Origin of the sequence: Aminobacter sp. UC22_36 (genome assembly GCF_044056035.1) — a bacterium.
Lineage (GTDB): Bacteria > Pseudomonadota > Alphaproteobacteria > Rhizobiales > Rhizobiaceae > Aminobacter.
Genome location: NZ_CP171996.1, coordinates 2681271 through 2698569, shown reverse-complemented (window position 1 = coordinate 2698569; position 17299 = coordinate 2681271). Strand labels below are relative to the sequence as shown.

The 17299-nt window shown below is 63.0% G+C and carries 13 protein-coding genes and 2 pseudogenes; 5 read left to right on the top strand and 10 right to left on the bottom strand.

The annotated features are described in order from the left end of the window. Positions 1–117 precede the first annotated feature (117 nt). Positions 118–285: a 50S ribosomal protein L33 gene (rpmG, locus tag ACHMW7_RS16570; RefSeq protein WP_019173400.1), complete on the top strand. Its 168-nt coding sequence runs from the start codon at positions 118–120 to the stop codon at positions 283–285. A 451-nt stretch (positions 286–736) separates the two neighbouring features. Here rpmG and ACHMW7_RS16565 read toward each other — a convergent pair whose 3' ends face one another. Beyond that, positions 737–2110, bottom strand: a complete 1374-nt coding sequence (locus ACHMW7_RS16565; RefSeq protein ID WP_395446719.1) for a PleD family two-component system response regulator — start codon at positions 2108–2110, stop codon at positions 737–739. 30 nt (positions 2111–2140) lie between these two features. After that, positions 2141–2497, bottom strand: a complete 357-nt coding sequence (locus tag ACHMW7_RS16560; protein ID WP_378952637.1) for a response regulator — start codon at positions 2495–2497, stop codon at positions 2141–2143. 227 nt (positions 2498–2724) lie between these two features. On the opposite strand from ACHMW7_RS16560, the gene ACHMW7_RS16555 reads away from it, so the two are divergent. Together ACHMW7_RS16555 and ACHMW7_RS16550 are read left to right on the top strand one after the other, a co-directional pair. Continuing rightward, positions 2725–3024 (top strand): DUF3572 domain-containing protein, encoded by a 300-nt coding sequence (locus ACHMW7_RS16555; RefSeq protein ID WP_395446718.1) that lies wholly within the window; start codon positions 2725–2727, stop codon positions 3022–3024. Then, positions 3021–3674 carry a hypothetical protein gene (locus ACHMW7_RS16550; protein ID WP_395446717.1) on the top strand — a complete coding sequence of 218 codons (654 nt, stop codon included), beginning with the start codon at positions 3021–3023 and terminating at the stop codon, positions 3672–3674. The genes ACHMW7_RS16555 and ACHMW7_RS16550 overlap by 4 nt, the downstream gene beginning before the upstream one ends. A gap of 27 nt (positions 3675–3701) precedes the next feature. Here ACHMW7_RS16550 and folK read toward each other — a convergent pair. The 3 genes and pseudogenes from folK to folP form a co-directional block, all read right to left on the bottom strand. After that, positions 3702–4227, bottom strand: a pseudogene (gene folK, locus ACHMW7_RS16545) (2-amino-4-hydroxy-6-hydroxymethyldihydropteridine diphosphokinase). After that, the gene (gene folB / locus ACHMW7_RS16540) at positions 4211–4570 is read right to left on the bottom strand and encodes a dihydroneopterin aldolase (RefSeq protein WP_395446716.1); all 360 of its coding nucleotides are present in this window, start codon (positions 4568–4570) and stop codon (positions 4211–4213) included. The pseudogene folK and the gene folB overlap by 17 nt, the downstream one beginning before the upstream one ends. Positions 4571–4575: 5 nt before the next feature. Next, on the bottom strand, positions 4576–5424 hold the full coding sequence (folP, locus tag ACHMW7_RS16535) for a dihydropteroate synthase (RefSeq protein ID WP_395446715.1): 849 nt from the start codon (positions 5422–5424) through the stop codon (positions 4576–4578). A gap of 152 nt (positions 5425–5576) precedes the next feature. Between folP and ACHMW7_RS16530 the strand changes: the two genes are divergently transcribed. Beyond that, positions 5577–6191, top strand: coding sequence for a DUF922 domain-containing Zn-dependent protease (locus tag ACHMW7_RS16530; RefSeq protein WP_395446714.1), 615 nt, complete (start codon positions 5577–5579; stop codon positions 6189–6191). A 19-nt stretch (positions 6192–6210) separates the two neighbouring features. Here the strand turns inward: ACHMW7_RS16530 and ACHMW7_RS16525 are convergent, their stop codons facing one another. From ACHMW7_RS16525 to ACHMW7_RS16515, 3 genes are all read right to left on the bottom strand, one after another. Continuing rightward, positions 6211–7239, bottom strand: coding sequence for an NAD(P)/FAD-dependent oxidoreductase (locus ACHMW7_RS16525; protein WP_395451342.1), 1029 nt, complete (start codon positions 7237–7239; stop codon positions 6211–6213). 84 nt (positions 7240–7323) lie between these two features. After that, the gene (locus ACHMW7_RS16520) at positions 7324–7644 is read right to left on the bottom strand and encodes a 2Fe-2S iron-sulfur cluster-binding protein (protein WP_395446713.1); all 321 of its coding nucleotides are present in this window, start codon (positions 7642–7644) and stop codon (positions 7324–7326) included. 150 nt (positions 7645–7794) lie between these two features. Next, a complete protein-coding gene (locus tag ACHMW7_RS16515) occupies positions 7795–8169 on the bottom strand; it encodes an Hpt domain-containing protein (protein WP_395446712.1) in 375 nt (124 codons plus the stop codon). 279 nt (positions 8170–8448) lie between these two features. Here ACHMW7_RS16515 and ACHMW7_RS16510 point away from each other — a divergent pair, with 279 nt between their 5' ends. Continuing rightward, positions 8449–15000, top strand: a complete 6552-nt coding sequence (locus ACHMW7_RS16510) for a kinesin (protein ID WP_395451252.1) — start codon at positions 8449–8451, stop codon at positions 14998–15000. 232 nt (positions 15001–15232) lie between these two features. On the opposite strand, the gene ACHMW7_RS16505 is transcribed toward ACHMW7_RS16510, so the two are convergent. Then, on the bottom strand, positions 15233–15892 hold the full coding sequence (locus ACHMW7_RS16505) for an ABC-type transport auxiliary lipoprotein family protein (protein WP_395451251.1): 660 nt from the start codon (positions 15890–15892) through the stop codon (positions 15233–15235). Positions 15893–15912: 20 nt separating this feature from the next. After that, positions 15913–17287: pseudogene (locus tag ACHMW7_RS16500) on the bottom strand (MlaD family protein). Positions 17288–17299: the final 12 nt, after the last annotated feature.

Sequence of the window (17299 nt, the reverse complement as noted above, 5' to 3'; positions counted from 1 at the left end):
CGCTCCAAGGCTTGACTTTCCGGGTGCGTTCTTTATGTGTCCCGCAGGTTTTCCGCGTCCGGGTTGTTTTCCCGTCCTGAGGCGGGTGCAACTCCAGACAATTAACGGACGAGAATCATGGCCAAGGCTGCAAACATCAAGATCAAGCTTCTGTCGACCGCCGACACCGGTTTCTTCTACGTGACGAGCAAGAACAGCCGCACGAAGACGGAAAAGCTGTCGTTCCGCAAGTACGACCCGGTTGCGAAGAAGCACGTCGAATTCAAGGAAACCAAGATCAAGTAATCTGGTTGCCTTCAGGAATTCCAAAACGCCGCCCAGTGGGCGGCGTTTTTGTTTTCAAGGATAGGCGTTACGGATTTCAGGGGCATTTTGGCGCGCGAAAAAAACCGAGCAGTTTGGCCACTCCGGTTTTGCCTTGATGAAATGATGGCGATGAGATGACGACGAGAAAGGGGGCCGGTCGGCGTCTGGCAGCGGTACGAGGAGGCCACTATGTGCCAGTGCCGGCCGGCCGACCCCACGGACCCAGGAGATGCGGCGGACCTGAGCATCATGGGGTATCAATAGGGCTATCCGGCCTGTGCTCCTCGTGCCGACGCCCGTCCTTCTTCTCAGCCCCACAGTCGCGCAAGATCGCTTGAAAATCAACACTTTCTTAACCACAGCTCGCGAATCGCTCAGGTTAAGGTAAACGATTGAGCTTAACGCGCTTGGCCGTGAAGGCGCCGCCGGGTCAGGCCGCGCGCGCAACCACGCGGTTGCGGCCGCGGGTTTTGGCATCATAAAGGGCAAGGTCCGCGCGCTTCATCAGCCCGGCAACAGTATCGCCTTCGACCAGAAGCGCCGACACACCGACGCTGACGGTGACCGATACGCCTGTCTCGGCCCCACCAATGCGAAATGGTGTTTTGGCAACCTCGGCGCGAATGCGCTCGGCAACCAGTTCGGCGAGTGCGCCTTCGGTATCCGGCATTACGATGACGAATTCCTCGCCGCCGAATCGGCAAGCGAGATCAATACCGCGCACACTCTTCTTCACGCGCCGCGCGAATTCACGCAGGACCTCGTCACCGCCATCGTGGCCAAACGTATCGTTGATCCGCTTGAAGCGGTCGAGATCGGTGATCATCAGCGAAAGCGGCCTGCGACGGGCAGCGGCACGTTCAACCAACCGCGGCAGATGGCTGTCGAGGTAACGGCGGTTGTGCAGGCCTGTCAGCCCGTCCGTCACCGCCATTTCGATCGTCTGGCTGACACTCTGCCTGAGCTCGTCATTGTAGCGCTTGCGGCGCACCTGGGTGCGCAGCCGTGCAATCAGTTCCTGCCGGTCAAGCGGCCGCACCAGATAGTCGTTGATGCCGAGCTCGAGGCCGCGAATGGTGAGGTCGTCCTCTTCCTTGCTGACCAAAAGCACAATCGGCAGCGACCGTGTGCGGTCGAGCGAACGCAGTTGCGAGCACAACCTAAGCGGATCGAAGTCGGAAAATCCGGCCGACACGATGACACATTCGTAGGTGCCTTCGGCGGCGCTGAAGAGCCCCGACTGCGGATCGGCCGCGATCTGCACGTCGGCAGCGCCATCCAGCAGCGCACAGATATGGGCTGCTGAAGAGGTCTGCTCATCGATGAGCAGGACCTTCGGCAACGCCCCCTGCAGCAGGTCGGACCGCGCCAGGATCTCGTCCACGCCGATGGCGTGGGTGGTAGATGCGCGCAGCCGCAACTCGTCGGTCAGCACCTTGAGGCGAACCAGGCTTTTTACCCGCGTGATCAGTTGGAGATCGTTGACCGGCTTGGTGAGGAAATCGTCCGCACCCACGTCGAGCCCGCGCACGCGATCGGTGACATGGTCGAGCGCCGTGACCATGACGACGGGAATGTGAGCTGTCGCCGGATCGGCTTTCAGCCGGCGGCAAACTTCGAAACCGTCCATGCCAGGCATCATGACGTCGAGCAGCACGACATCGACCTTGCCGTCCTCGCAGGCCAAAATGGCGTCGGGCCCATTGAAAGCAGTCAATACCTCGAAATATTCGGCGAGCAGCCTGACTTCGAGCAGCTTCACATTGGCCGGTATGTCGTCAACGACGAGGATGCGCGCAGTCATGCTAGTCCCTCGAGCGAGCCGGCGAGCACATCAGGCATCGCCCAGGTAGGATTTGATCGTCTCGATGAAGCGCGGCACCGAGATCGGCTTGGAGATATAGGCTTCGCAACCACCCTGCCTGATGCGCTCCTCGTCGCCCTTCATGGCGAAAGCGGTAACGGCGATGACAGGAATCGTGTGGAGGTCGTCATCCTCCTTCAGCCATTTGGTCACTTCGAGGCCTGAAACCTCGGGCAGCTGGATGTCCATCAAGATGAGATCCGGCCGGTGCTTGCGTGCAAGATCGAGGGCCTCAAGACCGTTGCGCGTGCGCACCGTCTCATAGCCGCTTGCTTCGATGAGGTCGCGAAAGAGCTTCATGTTGAGCTCATTGTCCTCGACGATCATCACCTTCTTGGCCATTGAATTCCGTCCCGATTGCCCACCACGAACCCGCGGCAATCCTGTTGCGCGCCGGATGCGCACACCAACCCCGAATCCGACCTTAACTCAAGAACATTACGAAACGTAAAACGTCCCTGCCAAATCACGGATCGTTGCGCGTCCGCTTTAGCGGTTGCCGCAGGCCCTGCTTGCAGCTACTGCCGACATAGGGTCGAACAAAGCGGAAGACGATGCAGAAAAACCAGCAATCGCAGGAAAGCGCCGAAGCGCTGGCTGTCCAGGCACTCGCCTTCGTTGCCTCCGACCCCGAGCTTCTGCCGCGCTTTCTGGCCATCACCGGCATCGAAGCGCATCAGATCCGCCGCGCGGCACAGGAGCCAGGCTTTCTTGCCGGCGTGCTGCAGTTCATCCTCGCCCACGAGCCAACACTGCTGCGGTTCTCGCTAGAGACCGGCATCGCGCCGGCCGAAGTCGGCCGCGCTGCACGAGCCCTGCCCCTGGGCAATGACGATCACGAGCGTTCGGCATGAGCGAAGATCCCGAAACAGCGCGCCAGATCACCGAGCTTGCCCGCGACAGCCGCCCGCTGCTGGTACTCGACGTCGACGAGGTGCTGCTGGAATTCATGGTACCATTCATGCGCTTCCTCGACGTGCAAGGGCTGGCGTTCCTGGCAAAGTCGTTCAAGCTGACCGGTAACATCGTTGACCAAAAGACCCAGATACCGCTGGAGCAAGCAGCCGTTTTGGCCCTGCTGGACGGCTTCTTCCATGCCCAGCACGAATGGCAGACAGCAGCATTTGGTGCTGCCGATGCGGTGGCAGGTCTCGCCTTGGGTGCCGAGGTTGTCCTGCTGACGGCTATGCCGCATCGGCACCGCGACATCAGGCGCCAGCATCTCGACAAGCTCGGCTTCCCCTACCCGCTCTTGACCACCGAACGGGCCAAGGGGCCGGCGCTACGGCTGCTGCGGGGCGAAACCAACCGCCCGGTCGCCTTCGTCGATGACATTCCGCACAATCTGGTCTCCGTCCGCGACGCGGTCGCCGACGCGCATCTGTTCAACCTGATGTCGTATCGCGAGATGCGCACGCTGTTGCCGCCGATGCCGGACGGCATCGTCATTGCCGACGATTGGGCCGAGGCCGCGCCGAAAATCGCGACAGCTCTCGGCCTTTAGCTATTCGCCACAGCTCTCGGCCTTTAGCTATTCGCCAAGGTCGCGCCACCAGTCGCGGCCGGAGTTCGAGCCTTTCGATGCCGGCGCTGTCGAGGGCTGCCGCCCATTCGGTCGCCGACTTTCCCGCCAGCATGAGGTCGGGTGCGATTTCGGCCAGCGGCACCATGACGAACGCCCGGTCGAGCATGCGCGGGTGTGGAATCTCCAACCCGACGTCGCTGACATTGCTGTTGCCGAGCAACAGCACGTCGATGTCGATGAGGCGCGGGCCCCAGCGCTCGATGCGCACGCGCTTGAGCCGGCGTTCAAGCTCCAGGCAAAGCTCCAGCAGTTCGAGCGGCGCAAGCGTGGTGACGACCTCGGCGGTGACATTCAAAAAGTCAGGCTGATCGACCTTGCCCCACGGTGGCGTGCGATGCAGCGACGACACTGCAACCACCCGCGTGCTGCCGCTGGCGTCGAGCATATGCAGTGCCGCGGCCATCGATTTGGCAGGATCACCAAGATTGCCGCCAAGGCTGAGAAAGCCGCGCTCCTCAACCTGGCCAGACAACGGTCACCTCTACGTAATCCAGGACGCCGGGCACCGGCGCATTGGGCTTGCGAACCGTGATTTCGGCCCGCTTGATCTGTGGGAAACGCGCGGCAAGCGCCCTGCCGCATTCCTGCGCCAGCGCTTCGATCAGGAAGCGGCGCTGGCCGGTGATGATCTTCTCGATGACCTGGAAGGCGACGCCGTAATCGACAGTGCTCTCCATCGAATCGTCCTCGAGCGGGCGATCCGGATCGACTGTCAACTCGGCATCGACATAGAAGCGCTGGCCAAGCGCCTCTTCTTCGTCGAACAGGCCGTGCCGGGCGAAGAAGGCGCAGTTTTTCATACGGATAAGGTACATCTGGGTCAGCGTCCCGGCAGGTTGGTCTGTCGCGCCAGCATAGCATCTGCGAATGCCAGCGCGTCCACGTTGATTGCGACATTATGGACGCGAAATATATGCGCGCCCTGCATGCGGAGTATGACGCTCGTGGCCGCCGTTCCGGCATCGCGGTCGGCAGCGTCGCGCCCGGTGACATGGCCAACGAAACGCTTGCGTGAGGTGCCGGCGAGCAGCGGATAGCCGAGCTGTGCGAGCTCCGAAAACCGCGCCATCAGTTCCAAATTTTCGTCGGCATCCTTGGCAAAACCGAAGCCCGGGTCGAGCACGACCTGCGCGTCCTTGACACCGGCCTCGCCGGCGATTTCCAGCGAGCGCCGCAGGAAAACAAACTGGTCTTCGATGACATCAGGCAGCTTTTCGCGATCTCGGCCGGTATGCATGAGCACCAGCCCTGCCCCGGTTTCCGCGGCGACCCTGGCAATGCCAGGCTCGCGCTGGGCGCCCCATACGTCGTTGACGATATGCGCGCCGGCAGCAATCGCGAGCCGAGCCGTGTCCTCGCGGTAGGTGTCGACGGATATCAGCGCATCGCCAGATTGGGCGAGCGCTGCGATGATCGGAAGCACGCGACCCTGCTCTTCGGCAGCGGAGACGGGTGCGGCACCGGGTCGCGTCGATTCACCGCCGACATCAACGATTGCAGCACCTTCGGCAACCATGCGACGGGCCTGATCAAGCGCACGCTCGGGTATGTCGAACGCACCGCCGTCGGAAAAACTGTCGGGCGTGACGTTGAGGATGCCCATGACAAGCGCCCTGTCGCCGAGGTCGATATGGCGCCCATGCGCCAGTTGCCATCGCTTGCCGGTCATGCCGTCGCCACAAAAGAACTCCAGAGCACAGACCGCGTCACGAAATATCAACGCTTGCAGCTTCAACTCGCTGCACGGTCACCTATGCGGCACGATCCGATTTCCGTTGCGCCGCCATCGCCCCTAACGCAAGGTAGGCCAAGAGGCAACTAATGAAGCAACTCTTCCTGGCCGCCCTACTCGCTGGAGGCATTTGCCTACCCGTTCAGGCGGCAACCGTGTCCAAATCCTACAGCTATTTCACCATCACCGGCAAAACCCTCGACGAGATCGAGCAACAGCTGATGACACGCGGCCCCGAGGTCAAGAGCACTGGCGGCAGGCATCCGGGCGCAACACAGATGGAGTTCACCAGCCGCATCGGCTACGCCGAGGTCAAGGGCGGCTGCGCCATCGTCTCGGCCCAGGTCACCGTCAAGGCCAAGGTGATCCTGCCGCGCTGGCGCCAGAACGGCAAGGCAGCGCAGGACGTCAAGCTGATCTGGAACACGCTGTCCTCCGACATCAAGCGCCACGAGGAAAGCCATGTGGTCATCGCCAAGAACCACGCCCGCGAGTTGGAACAGGCGCTGAAGGCGATCGGCAAGCAGAAGAGCTGCGACCTCGCTGCGTCCAAGGCCAAGGCGACGAGCAACCGCATTCTCAACGCCCATGACCGGGCACAGGAAGAATTCGACCGCATCGAAGGCATCAACTTCGAAAGCCGGATCGTCAGACTGCTGCGCTATCGCCTGGAGCGTATCGACGCCGGCAAGCTCAAAAACTGACCGGCAGCATTCCCAACAGCTAGTCCGGAACGCCGAGCTTCTTGTGCAGGCTCGTTGACGACGTCGTGTACTGGAAGACGATACGTTCCCTAGGGCTTATGAAATGTTTGGCCGCCTGGGCCATGAGCGCGGCCTCATGAAACCCCGACAGGATCAGCTTCAGCTTGCCTGGATACCAGTTGATGTCGCCGATGGCGAAAATGCCCGGCACCGACGTCTCGAACTTTTCGGTGTCGACCGGAAGCTGGTTCTCATGAAGATGGAGCCCCCATTCGGCCACCGGACCGAGCTTCATGGTCAAGCCGAAGAACGGCAACAGCCGCGTGCACGCAACCTCGACGTCGCTTTCCGCTCCCTTGACCGTGATCGAGCGCAGCACTCCGCCCTCGCCTGAAAGCGCCGATACCTGGCCGATCACCAGGTCGATGGCACCGGCATCCCGCAACGCGTGCATCTTGTTGACATTGTCCGGCGCCGCGCGGAACTCCGGGCGGCGATGGATCAGCGTGACGCGTTTTGCGACAGGCTGGAGATTGAGCGTCCAGTCGAGCGCGGAATCGCCGCCGCCGACAATCGCCACATCGTGGCCGCGCAATTCTTCGATGCGTCGAACGGCATAACGGACGCTCGCTCCTTCATAGGCCTCAATGCCTGATATCGGCGGGCGTTTGGGCTGGAACGAACCTCCGCCTGCGGCGATCACCACAACCTTGGCGTCGAAAACCTCGTTTTCGTCTGTCGTGACGCGGAAGCTGCCGTCCTCCAGCCGCTCCAGCGCCGTCACCATGCGGTTGAAGGTGAATCCCGGCTTGAACGGCGAGATCTGTTCGAGCAACTTGTCGACAAGCTCCTGAGCGCCGATCACCGGGTAGCCCGGAATGTCGTAGATCGGTTTTTCCGGATAAAGCTCGGCGCACTGCCCGCCCGGCCTGTCGAGAATGTCGATCAGATGGCAGCGCATGTCGAACAGACCAAGCTCAAACACCGCAAACAGGCCTATCGGCCCGGCACCGATGATCAGGACGTCGGTTGTGGTGATGTCGCTCAAGGCCACCTCGCCGCTCACGCACGCATCTCAGGGAATGTGCATGACAACAAGCGTCATGCCAAGCAAGGCCCGGATCAGGAAATCCTAGCCCTGGCGCTCGGGAATGCTGACGACCAGGCCGTCAAGTTCGTCGCGAACCTTGATCTGGCAAGACAGGCGTGACGTCGGCCTGACCTCATAGGCAAAGTCGAGCATGTCTTCTTCCATCGCCTCGGGCTCGCCGACGAGCGTCGTCCATGCCTCTTCGACATAGACATGGCAGGTCGCGCAGGCACAGGCGCCGCCACACTCTGCCTCGATGCCCGGCACCGCGTTGCGGATGGCATTTTCCATCACCGTCGAACCGTTTTCGGCTTCGACATCAAAACGCGTGCCGTCATGGGCGATGTAGGTCAGCTTGGTCATGCTCGTTCCTGAAAAAGGTCCCCCGGCAGATAATCACTCCACCGTGCAAGTCAACTGTCGCGCGCCAGCGCCACCGAATGTCGGGTTTACGATGCGCAGCTGCAAAATGTTACTGCGGCCTTTGCACGCCCCCAAAAGGCACGCAATGCACTAGCGGCTGATCGAGGCGATGAAGTCGCGCGCCTCATCGATCAGGCGGGTAAGCCGTGTGATCAGCCTGGCATTGTCGGGATCGGTTTCGATCGCAGCAACACAATCGGCGATGGGAAATGCCCCAACACCGCGCGCCGAACCCTTCAGGGCGTGGCACAGCATGAGGCGTTCGGCGAGATCAGCCGAGGCGATCGCATCGCGAACGGAAAGCGCCTGGTGGACGAACATATCTAGCACCTCGCGCTCGACCTCGCGGTCGCCGATCGTTTGCCTGGAGAGATGATCAAGATCGATGGGACGGCGGTGTGCGGAAGCAGAGGATTCGCCTCCCGGCATGCCGAAAGCCATCGAACCAATCTCGCGCGTTACCATTTAACCCCTGCCTCGCCACTCGCCCATGGGTTGGTAACCTAGGGCGACCATGTGGATAACCCGTTAACCTGTCAAAGCCCGGAATCCTGCGGAACTGGGGCCGATAATCACTTCAGTGTTAACCTTATATTTAAACTTTTACGTATCGGGGCGAATGCATGTTTTCTTTACCCGATTGTGTCACTACGATACGGGCGGTCCATATTGAGCCTCGGACGCGGTCAAAAATAGGACAAAAAGTCCAGAGATTCCGCGTCTTTAGTACAGGGTAGCGAAGGCATGGCGAAGAAATCCACTCCGACCAAGAACCTCGATCTCGACGTAGCCAAGGAGCTCGAGCAGGCGCTCGATCTCGACTTGAGCGGCGCCGATGACGGCGGCCTCGACATGGCCGCATCGATGGACGATCTCGAAGCACAGATTTCACAGGCGGCCGAAGAACTGGCGCGCGAAGGTCGCAAGCAAAAGCCGGTTGCGCCGAAGGCGGAGCCCGCTCCGGCGGCACGCGCCACTGCCGAGCCGCCGACCCAGTTGCGCCCTGTCGAGACGCGCTCGCTGCAGCCGGAAGGCTTCAAGCCGGCCAATGACGACCGTCATAAAGACTACAAGTCGCTGCTGCACAGCCTCAATCGCCGCGCGTCCAGCACCATCTACTGGATGGTCGGTCTGGTCTCGGTCGCCTGGGTTGCCGGCGCCGTCGCGCTCGCCGACCGCATGGTCACTCCGAGCATCTGGACCATCCGGACGTTCGACGACGCTCTCGCCCGTCCCGGCCTGTTGATGCTGCTCATCGCGACAGTTGTGCCGATCGCGCTGTTCTGGGCTTTTGCCGCGATGATCCGCCGCGCCCAGGAAATGCGCATTGCCGCGCAGTCGATGACCGAAGTTGCCTTCCGTCTCGCCGAGCCCGAGAACATGGCGCAGGACCGCGTCATGATGGTCGGCCAGGCCGTGCGCCGCGAAGTCGCTGCCATGGGCGAAGGCATCGAGCGCACGCTGGCTCGTGCCGTCGAGCTCGAAACCCTCGTCCACACCGAAGTCAACCAGATCGAGCGTTCCTATTCTGAGAATTCGGCTCGTATCCGTTCGCTCGTCGATGGCCTCGGCAGCGAGCGCGAAGCCGTTGTTTCCCACGCCGAACGTGTCCGCGCTTCGATTTCCGGCGCGCATGAGACCCTGCGCGACGAACTCGGATCGGCAAGCGACATCATCCGCGACAGCATCCTGAATGCCTCGACCAAGCTGTCGATGACGATCACCAATTCCGGCGACACGCTCATCGACCGCATCAATGAAGGTGGCATGGGGTTGTTCGAGGCGATCGACAACCGCATGGATTCGCTCAGCGACCGCCTGTCGACCTCGGGCGAAGCCTTCGCCAGCCTGCTCGACACACGCATCGCCAAGCTCACCCAGAGCACCGATGAGGTGACCCGTTCGCTGACCGACCTGCTCGACAACCGCACCTCGGGCATGGTTTCGCTGCTCGGCGGCGCTGCCAAGACGATCAATTCCGAGTTCGAAGCGAGCCTGCACGGCATCGAACGGACGCTGGCCGAACGTGGCCAGGCGCTGATCGGTGAATTCCAGACCCGCGCCGAAGCACTCGACACCGGCACCGCCAAGCTCAATGCCGCACTTGAAGCCCGCGCACGCCAGATCAACGAGACGCTTGTCGAACGCGCCCGCGAAATCGCCACGACCTTCGTTGAGGGTCGCGACTCCCTGTCGGCAATGATTGATCAGGGCAAGACCCAGATCGGCACCGACCTCGCCGACATCATCACCTCGACGTCGACGATGCTCGAAGCCCGCGCCAGCGACTTCGCCGGCCGCATGGAAGCCGCCCGCCATTCGGTGTCGCGCGCCTTCGACGGCGACATCCAGCGCCTCTCCGAAGCCCGTGTCGGCATCGAACAGGCCGTGGAAGACCACACTACCAAGCTTTCCGAAGCTCGCGACCGCATGGCCGCCGCGCTTCGCGACGACCTCAGCAAGTTTGCCGAGGGCCGCGCCAGCATCGAGGCCGCCGTCGGCTTCCAGGTGCAGAAGCTCGCCGAAGGCCGCAGCCTGATCACGCGCGCCCTCGACGACGACATGCGCAAGCTGGACCAGTCGCGCCAGGCTATCGACGACACCCTCAGCGGCCAGTTCAGGCAGCTCGCCCAGGGCCGTGAACAGCTTGCCCAGGCGCTCGTCGAAGACTCCGAGAAACTCGTCCAGGCCCGTACGAACATTGACGAAATGGTCGCTGGCCATGTCGGCAAGCTTGCCGAAGGCCGCAACATCCTTTCGCGCGCCCTTGAAGCCGACCTCAACAAACTCTCCGACAGCCGCAGCAGTATCGATGGCCTCGTCGCGGGTCAGGTCGAAAAGATCGCCGAAGGCCGCGCCATCCTCGCCAATGCGCTCGAAACCGATCTCGCCGGCATCAAGGCGCTGGTCGACGGTCATTCGTCCAAGATCGCGTCCGACCGCGCCGAACTATCGCGCAGCCTGGAAACCGATATCGCCAACGTCCATGGCCTGATCGAAGGCCATGCCGAGAAGCTTGCCGGCGAACGCACCCTGCTTTCGAAGACGCTGGAAACGGACCTCGCCAAGCTGGCCGATAGCCGCGCCGGCATCGACGGTCTGGTTGCCGGCCAGGTCGAGAAGCTGGCCGAAGGCCGCGACATCCTCAAGCGTGCGCTTGAAACCGACCTCAACGCGATCCACAACACGATCACGTCGCAGTCCGAAAAGCTCGCCGAAGATCGCGCAATGCTCTCCCGTTCGCTCGAGGCCGACCTCGACAGCGTGAAGGGGCTCGTTTCAAGCCATGCCGAACGGCTGGTCGCCGAGCGCGGCACCCTGTCCAAGGCGCTGGAAGACGATCTCGCCAAGCTGGCCGAAAGCCGCTCGGGCATCGACGGCCTGGTTGCCGGTCAGGTCGAGAAGCTGGCCGAAGGCCGCGATATCCTCAAGCGCGCGCTTGAGGCCGACCTCGACAGCGTCAAGGGTCTCGTCTCAAGCCATGCCGAACAGCTGATCGCCGAGCGCGGCACCTTGTCCAAGGCACTGGAAGACGATCTCGCCAAGCTGGCCGAAAGCCGCTCGGGCATCGACGGCCTGGTTGCCGGTCAGGTCGAGAAGCTGGCCGAAGGTCGCGATATCCTCAAGCGCGCGCTTGAGGCCGATCTCAACGCCATCCGCGGCACTGTCGCCTCGCAGTCGGAAAAGCTCGCCGAAGACCGCGCGATGCTTGCCCGCTCGCTCGAGGCAGACCTCGACAGCGTCAGGGGCCTCGTTTCGAGCCACGCCGAGCGCCTGGTTGCCGAACGTAGCACCTTGTCCATGGCACTCGAAGACGATCTCGCCAAGCTGGCCGAAAGCCGCTCGGGGATTGATGGCCTCGTTGCCGGTCAGGTCGAGAAACTGGCCGAGGGCCGCGACATCCTGCGCCGCGCGCTGGAGGCTGACCTTGCCAAGATCGACGGCATGATGCTCGGCCAGGTCGACAAGCTGGCCGCCGGCCGTGACACGCTGACCAAGGCGCTCGAAGCCGATCTTGCCATGCTCAACGACAGCCGTACCAGCATCGACAACATCGTCGCCGGACATGTCGGTAAGCTCGCCGAAGGCCGCGACACCATGGCTCGCGCGCTTGACGAAGACCTCGGCAAGCTCGGCGAAGCTCGCCGCGACATCGATCTCGCCATCGCAGGCCACATCGACCAGATCGCGGCGCGCCGCGTCGACATTTCCGACGCGATTGCCGGTGACATCGAAAAGATCGAGGAAACCTTCCGTCGCCAGACCGGCGTGATCGAAGAACGCACCGGCACGATGGAACGTGCGCTGTCGCTTGGCATCGAAAACGTCCGTGGCGTGCTCGAAAAGAGTGCGGTGTTCGTCGCTGGCGCCCTGCGCGACAAGGTCATGGAAGTGACCGCCGCGCTCAACGACGAAGCGGGCCGCGCCTTCACCGACGCCGATCGCCGCATCGCCGAGCGCGCCGAGCAGACCTCGAGCGCCCTGCTCGCCCGTGCCGAAGACATCTCGCGTGCCTTCGAAGAAGCCGATCGCCGTCTTGCTGCCCGTGCCGACGAAACGTCGAACGCGCTTCTGGCACGTGCCGAAGAGACCGCCGACACGCTGTCGGCCAAGGCAAGCGAAATCGCCGGCACCTTCGATCAGGCAGACCGTTCGCTGATCGCCCGTGCCATCGAAACCGCGGATGCACTGTCGGCCCGCGCCGGCGACATCCTGCGCAACTTCGACACCGCAGACGAGCGCCTCGGCATGCGCATTGGCGAATCCGCCGATGCCCTTGCCGCTCGCGCCGCCGAGCTCGGCCGCATCTTCGATACCGCCGACGAAAAGCTCGCGACCCGCATCGCCGAAGGTGCCGATTCGCTCGGCAGCCGCGCCGGCGAACTCAGCCGTATCTTCGACGCCGCCGACGAACGCATTGCCGCCCGCGTCGCCGACAGCTCGGCAACACTCGGCAGCCGCGCCGGCGAAATCGTCCGCAACTTCGAGGAAGCCGACGAACGGCTCGCCGCGCGTGCCGCCCAGACCGCCGACACGCTCGCCGGTCGTGCCGCAGAGATCGGCCGGACCTTTGAGGATGCCGACAGCAGGATCGCTGCCCGTGTCGACCAGACGGCCGAATCCCTGCTTGGCCGCGCTGCCGAAATCAGCCGCGCCTTTGACGACGCCGATGGCCGGATCGCCGCGCGTGTCGACCAGACGTCCGAAGCATTGCTCGGTCGTGCTTCGGAAATCGGCCAGGCCTTCGACGAGGCAGGCAGGCAGCTTGCCGCCCGTGTCTCCGAGAGCACCTCGGGCATCGGCGAACATGCCGCACTGATCGCCAACGCCTTCACCGAAACCGAACAGCGCGTCGTTGCCCGTGCCCATCGCACGTCCGCCGACCTCGAAGCCCGCGCCCGCGCCATCGAAGAGACGCTGGCCAATGTCGACGAGCGTCTTGCAGCCGGCGCCGAAGGCGTCGCCGCCCGCATCGGTGAGCACCTGTCGAGCGCTGAAAACCGTCTCGCCTACGGTGCCGAATCGATGGGCCAGAAGCTCAACGAGCAGGTCTCGCAGGCCGAGGCACAACTCGTCGCCCGCGCCAACGTGATCGCTGAGACCTTCACCGCAGTTGGCCAGCATATCGGCCAGAGCACCAACGAGGCCGCCCGCACCATCGGCACCAACACGCGTGAACTCAACGCGATGCTGACCGAACGCTCGAACGAGATCGCCAAGATCCTTGACGAGACGGCGCGTCCGCTGGTCGATCGTTTCGCCGAAAGCGGCACCGAGCTGCACCGCTCGATGGAAGAGGCGACCGCGCGTGCCACTGAAAAGCTGCGCTCGGAGAACGCCGTCCTCGTCGACGCGCTCGCCAACCGTACCGCCGAGACGCTGTCTGCTGTCGAAGGCGCCCGCTCGACGCTCGCCGAGAGCGTCGCCGATCTCATCGGCCGCATGACCACGTCGAGCTCGCAGCTCGGCAGCCTCATCGAGCAGGCGGCGGCAAACCTCGCCAATGTCGACGAGCGTCTGACCGGCAGCACCTCGAACTTCGCCGCTACCACGGAAAAGGCCGCACAGACCTTCTCCAGCGCTGCGCGCCTGGTCGACTCCAACACCAACCGCCTGACCGACCTGTCGTCGACCACGTTGCGCGAGGTGGCCTCCATCGCCACCAAGTTCGACGAGCACAGCCGCCTGCTGTCGAGCGCGTCCAACCTGCTTTCCTCGGCGCAGAGCAACCTCGAGCACACGCTCGAGCGCCAGTCGTCGCTGGAAGACCTCGCCGTTGGCCTGGTCAAGAAGTCGGAAGACCTTGAGCGCGTCATGCAGTCGTTCGAGCGCCTCGTCGGCCAGACGCTGGAGAACGCTGAAGGCAAGACCATGGAATCGGCGGAGAAGATCCGCGCGGCGATCTCCGATGTCGTCGAGACCGCGACCAAGCGCTTTGCCGACGCCACCGAGGACATGCGCCGTACCGCTGGCTCGATCAAGACCGAGCTCGAAAGCACCCGCGCTGAACTCAAGAAGGGCGTGCTCGACATGCCGGAGGAGGCCAAGGAATCGACAACGGCCATCCGCCGCGCAGTTTCGGAACAGATCAACGCGCTCAAGGAACTGTCGGCGATCGTCGCCAAGTCCGGCCGTAGCGTCGACGTGTCCGACGCCTCGCTACGCGCACCGCAGGCACAGCCACCGCGCCGTCCGGCTGCGCCGCAGCCCGAGCGTCGTGAGCCTCCGGCACCGCTTGCTGGCACCGCCCTGCGTGGCACGCTCGACATCGAGCGCCCTGCTCCCGCCGCTCAGCAGCAACAGCCGGCACGCGAACCGGCCAGCCGTGGCGCCCAGCAGCAAGGTGGATGGGTCCGCGACCTGTTGACCGGCGCATCGCGTGAGGAACAGCCGGCCCGCGCCGCGGGTCAAGCCGAGCCGCGTGCGGTACCGACCCAGCGTTCGCCCATGCATGTCGTCGAATCGCTCAACTCGCTGTCTGTCGACATCGCACGGGCCATCGACCACGACGCTTCGGTCGAACTGTGGGATCGTTATCGCCGTGGCGAGCGCGATGTCTTCACCCGCCGGCTCTATACGCTGAAGGGCCAGCAGACCTTCGACGAGATCCGCCGCAAATATCAGTCGGATGGCGAGTTCCGCTCGGCCGTCGACCGCTATTGCGACGACTTCGAGAAGCTGCTCAATGACGTCTCGCGCAGCGACCGCGATAACATCATGACCAAGACCTACCTGACTTCGGACACGGGCAAGGTCTACACCATGCTCGCGCATGCGGCAGGCCGCTTGAAGTAAGGCTGGCCGCAAGGCAGTACGGCATTAAGGCAATAGGGCAGTAGGTCCGCTACCTACTGCCCTTTTGTTACCTGAGCCCATGACTTGCAGTGTTGAAGTATCTAGGCCTCGCGGCTGGCACCGCCAAAGGCAAGGGTGCAACCGAGCCAGGCTGGCAACGGCCGGTGTAAGGCGAGCGAAATTCGCAGTTCAGGCACCTGGTGCCTTACCGCCCTATTCCCCTACTGTCTGACTAGATCAGAGATTCGGTCCATTGGACGATTTCGGCGGCAGCCTGGCCGAAAGCTCGATCGAGCGCTGCCGCATAGGCATCGTTGCCGGTTCCGGAGACCGGCGTGCTGGCGGTGAAGACACGTGAGGCGCGCACCTGACCATTGCGGTCGTTGAGGAGCCTGACGAACAGCTCGACTTCGGCGCGCTCGCTGCCGCCGACCTTGATCTCGAAGCTGCGCACCTCGGCGATCACCTGATAATCGATGGCGAGGCCCTCGCCGGGCTTGCCGACGCCGACATAGCCACCGGCACGCTGGAAAGTCTCGGCAAGCCGGGCCTGGACGATGCGCGGCAGCCGATCTGACCACTGCGCGCCCTTGAGGAACTGAATTGAGCCGGGCGATGGCTTGATGACGATGCTCTGGCCGTCAAGCGACTTGAGCGCCGAAGGTTCGGCAATGAGGATCTGGCGGCGGCTCGGGCCATTGCGGCCGTCAACCGCGGGTGCGGTCAGTTCGTAGGTGTCGAGCGGCGGCGGCGTGCTGACGAACAAGGAGGTGCAGCCGGACAGCGCAAGCGCCACTGCGGTCAGCAGTAAAGTAGATCTAGCAGCCTTCACGTGCTGTCCCCGGACAAGACTCACCCGCGCCTTGCGCGAACCACCCTCATCTACTGTCATGCTGTGGCATGCCGGCGATGTCAACGACGCACCCGTCCGTCGAACTCGCGCACGGAACCTTCGCCGCCGGTGATGATGCGTTGCGGGTTGCGCTCCAGGTCGGAGATCGCCTGCTCGATACGGCCGATCGAACGCCTGGAGTTCCTGCACCAGCGCATCGACGTCACGCAAACCCTGTCCGGAAAAGCGCGACAGCCCGTCCATGATCGTGGTGAGCCGCGAGTTCAGCGTGTCGGCAACCTGCTTGAACGACTTCAACGTCGCGCTGGCATCGGACATGACGCCCTCCGCCTCGCCCGAACCGAGCAGCTTGTCGACCTTGGCCATGACGCCATCGACGCGCACCGACGCTTGGTTGAGACGTGACGTCAGTTGCTTGGCGTCCGAGATCATCTGGTCGATGTCGTCGGCGCGATTGCCGAACTTGTCGGTGACCTTGGCGACGTCGGCGGCGGCCTTGTTGGCGTTTTCGCTGGCCTTGCGGATGTTGTCGAGCGATTCGCGCACGCTCGCCGCATCGACGCCATCGAGCACCCCATCGACCTTGGAAAGCGTCTGCTGGGTCTTCTGGGCGAAATCGTTGATCGACGCGACGGCGGTGTTAACGCCCTTGACGATACCGTCGAGCTGGTCGCTCTGGGCGCTGAGGTTCTTGGTGAAGGTGTCGACGCTGGCGACGATGTTCTTGACCTTGTCGCGGTCGACCGACTTGAGCAGCCCTTCCGCCGCCTCGATCGTGCCGTCGAGCTTGCCCGACACGGCGGACAACTGCTCCGACAGCGCGCTCACGCTGGCCAGGAACTTGTCGACACCGTCGGCATTGCGCGCCAGCGATTCCGAGAATTTTTGGGCATTGTTGACGGTATCGGTCAGCGGGCCGCGGACGTCGTTGGTGAAGCCTTCGAGATTGGACAGCACGGTGTCGGCACGCTTGAAGATGTCTTGCGCGGTCTGCAGCAGGTTGGTGACAGCCGACGGATTGGCGATGATCTCGGCAATCTTGCCTTCCGCTTCGGCCTGATCGAGCAGATTGGGTTCCTTGATGTTGGCACCCTTGAGCTCGATATTGGCCTGGCCTGTCAGTCCGGCAAGGCCGATATCGGCCTGGGTCGACTGCGTGATCGGCGTCAGCTTGTCGATTTCGGTATCGGCGATGGCCACTTCGGGATTGGAGATATCGAGGTAGACACGCTTGACGTCGCCGACCTTGACGCCGTTGAACAGCACGAAGCTGCCCCTGGCCAGGCCCGATGCAGAGCCCGGAATGCGAACGCGCAATGTCGCCGTTTCGCCGCGCTCGCCGATTGCCGCCGTCCAGTATACGAACGCAAAGGCGGCCAGAACGGCAAACAGCGTGAAGATTCCGACAATGACGTAGTTTGCCCTGGTCTCCATCACATCATTCCA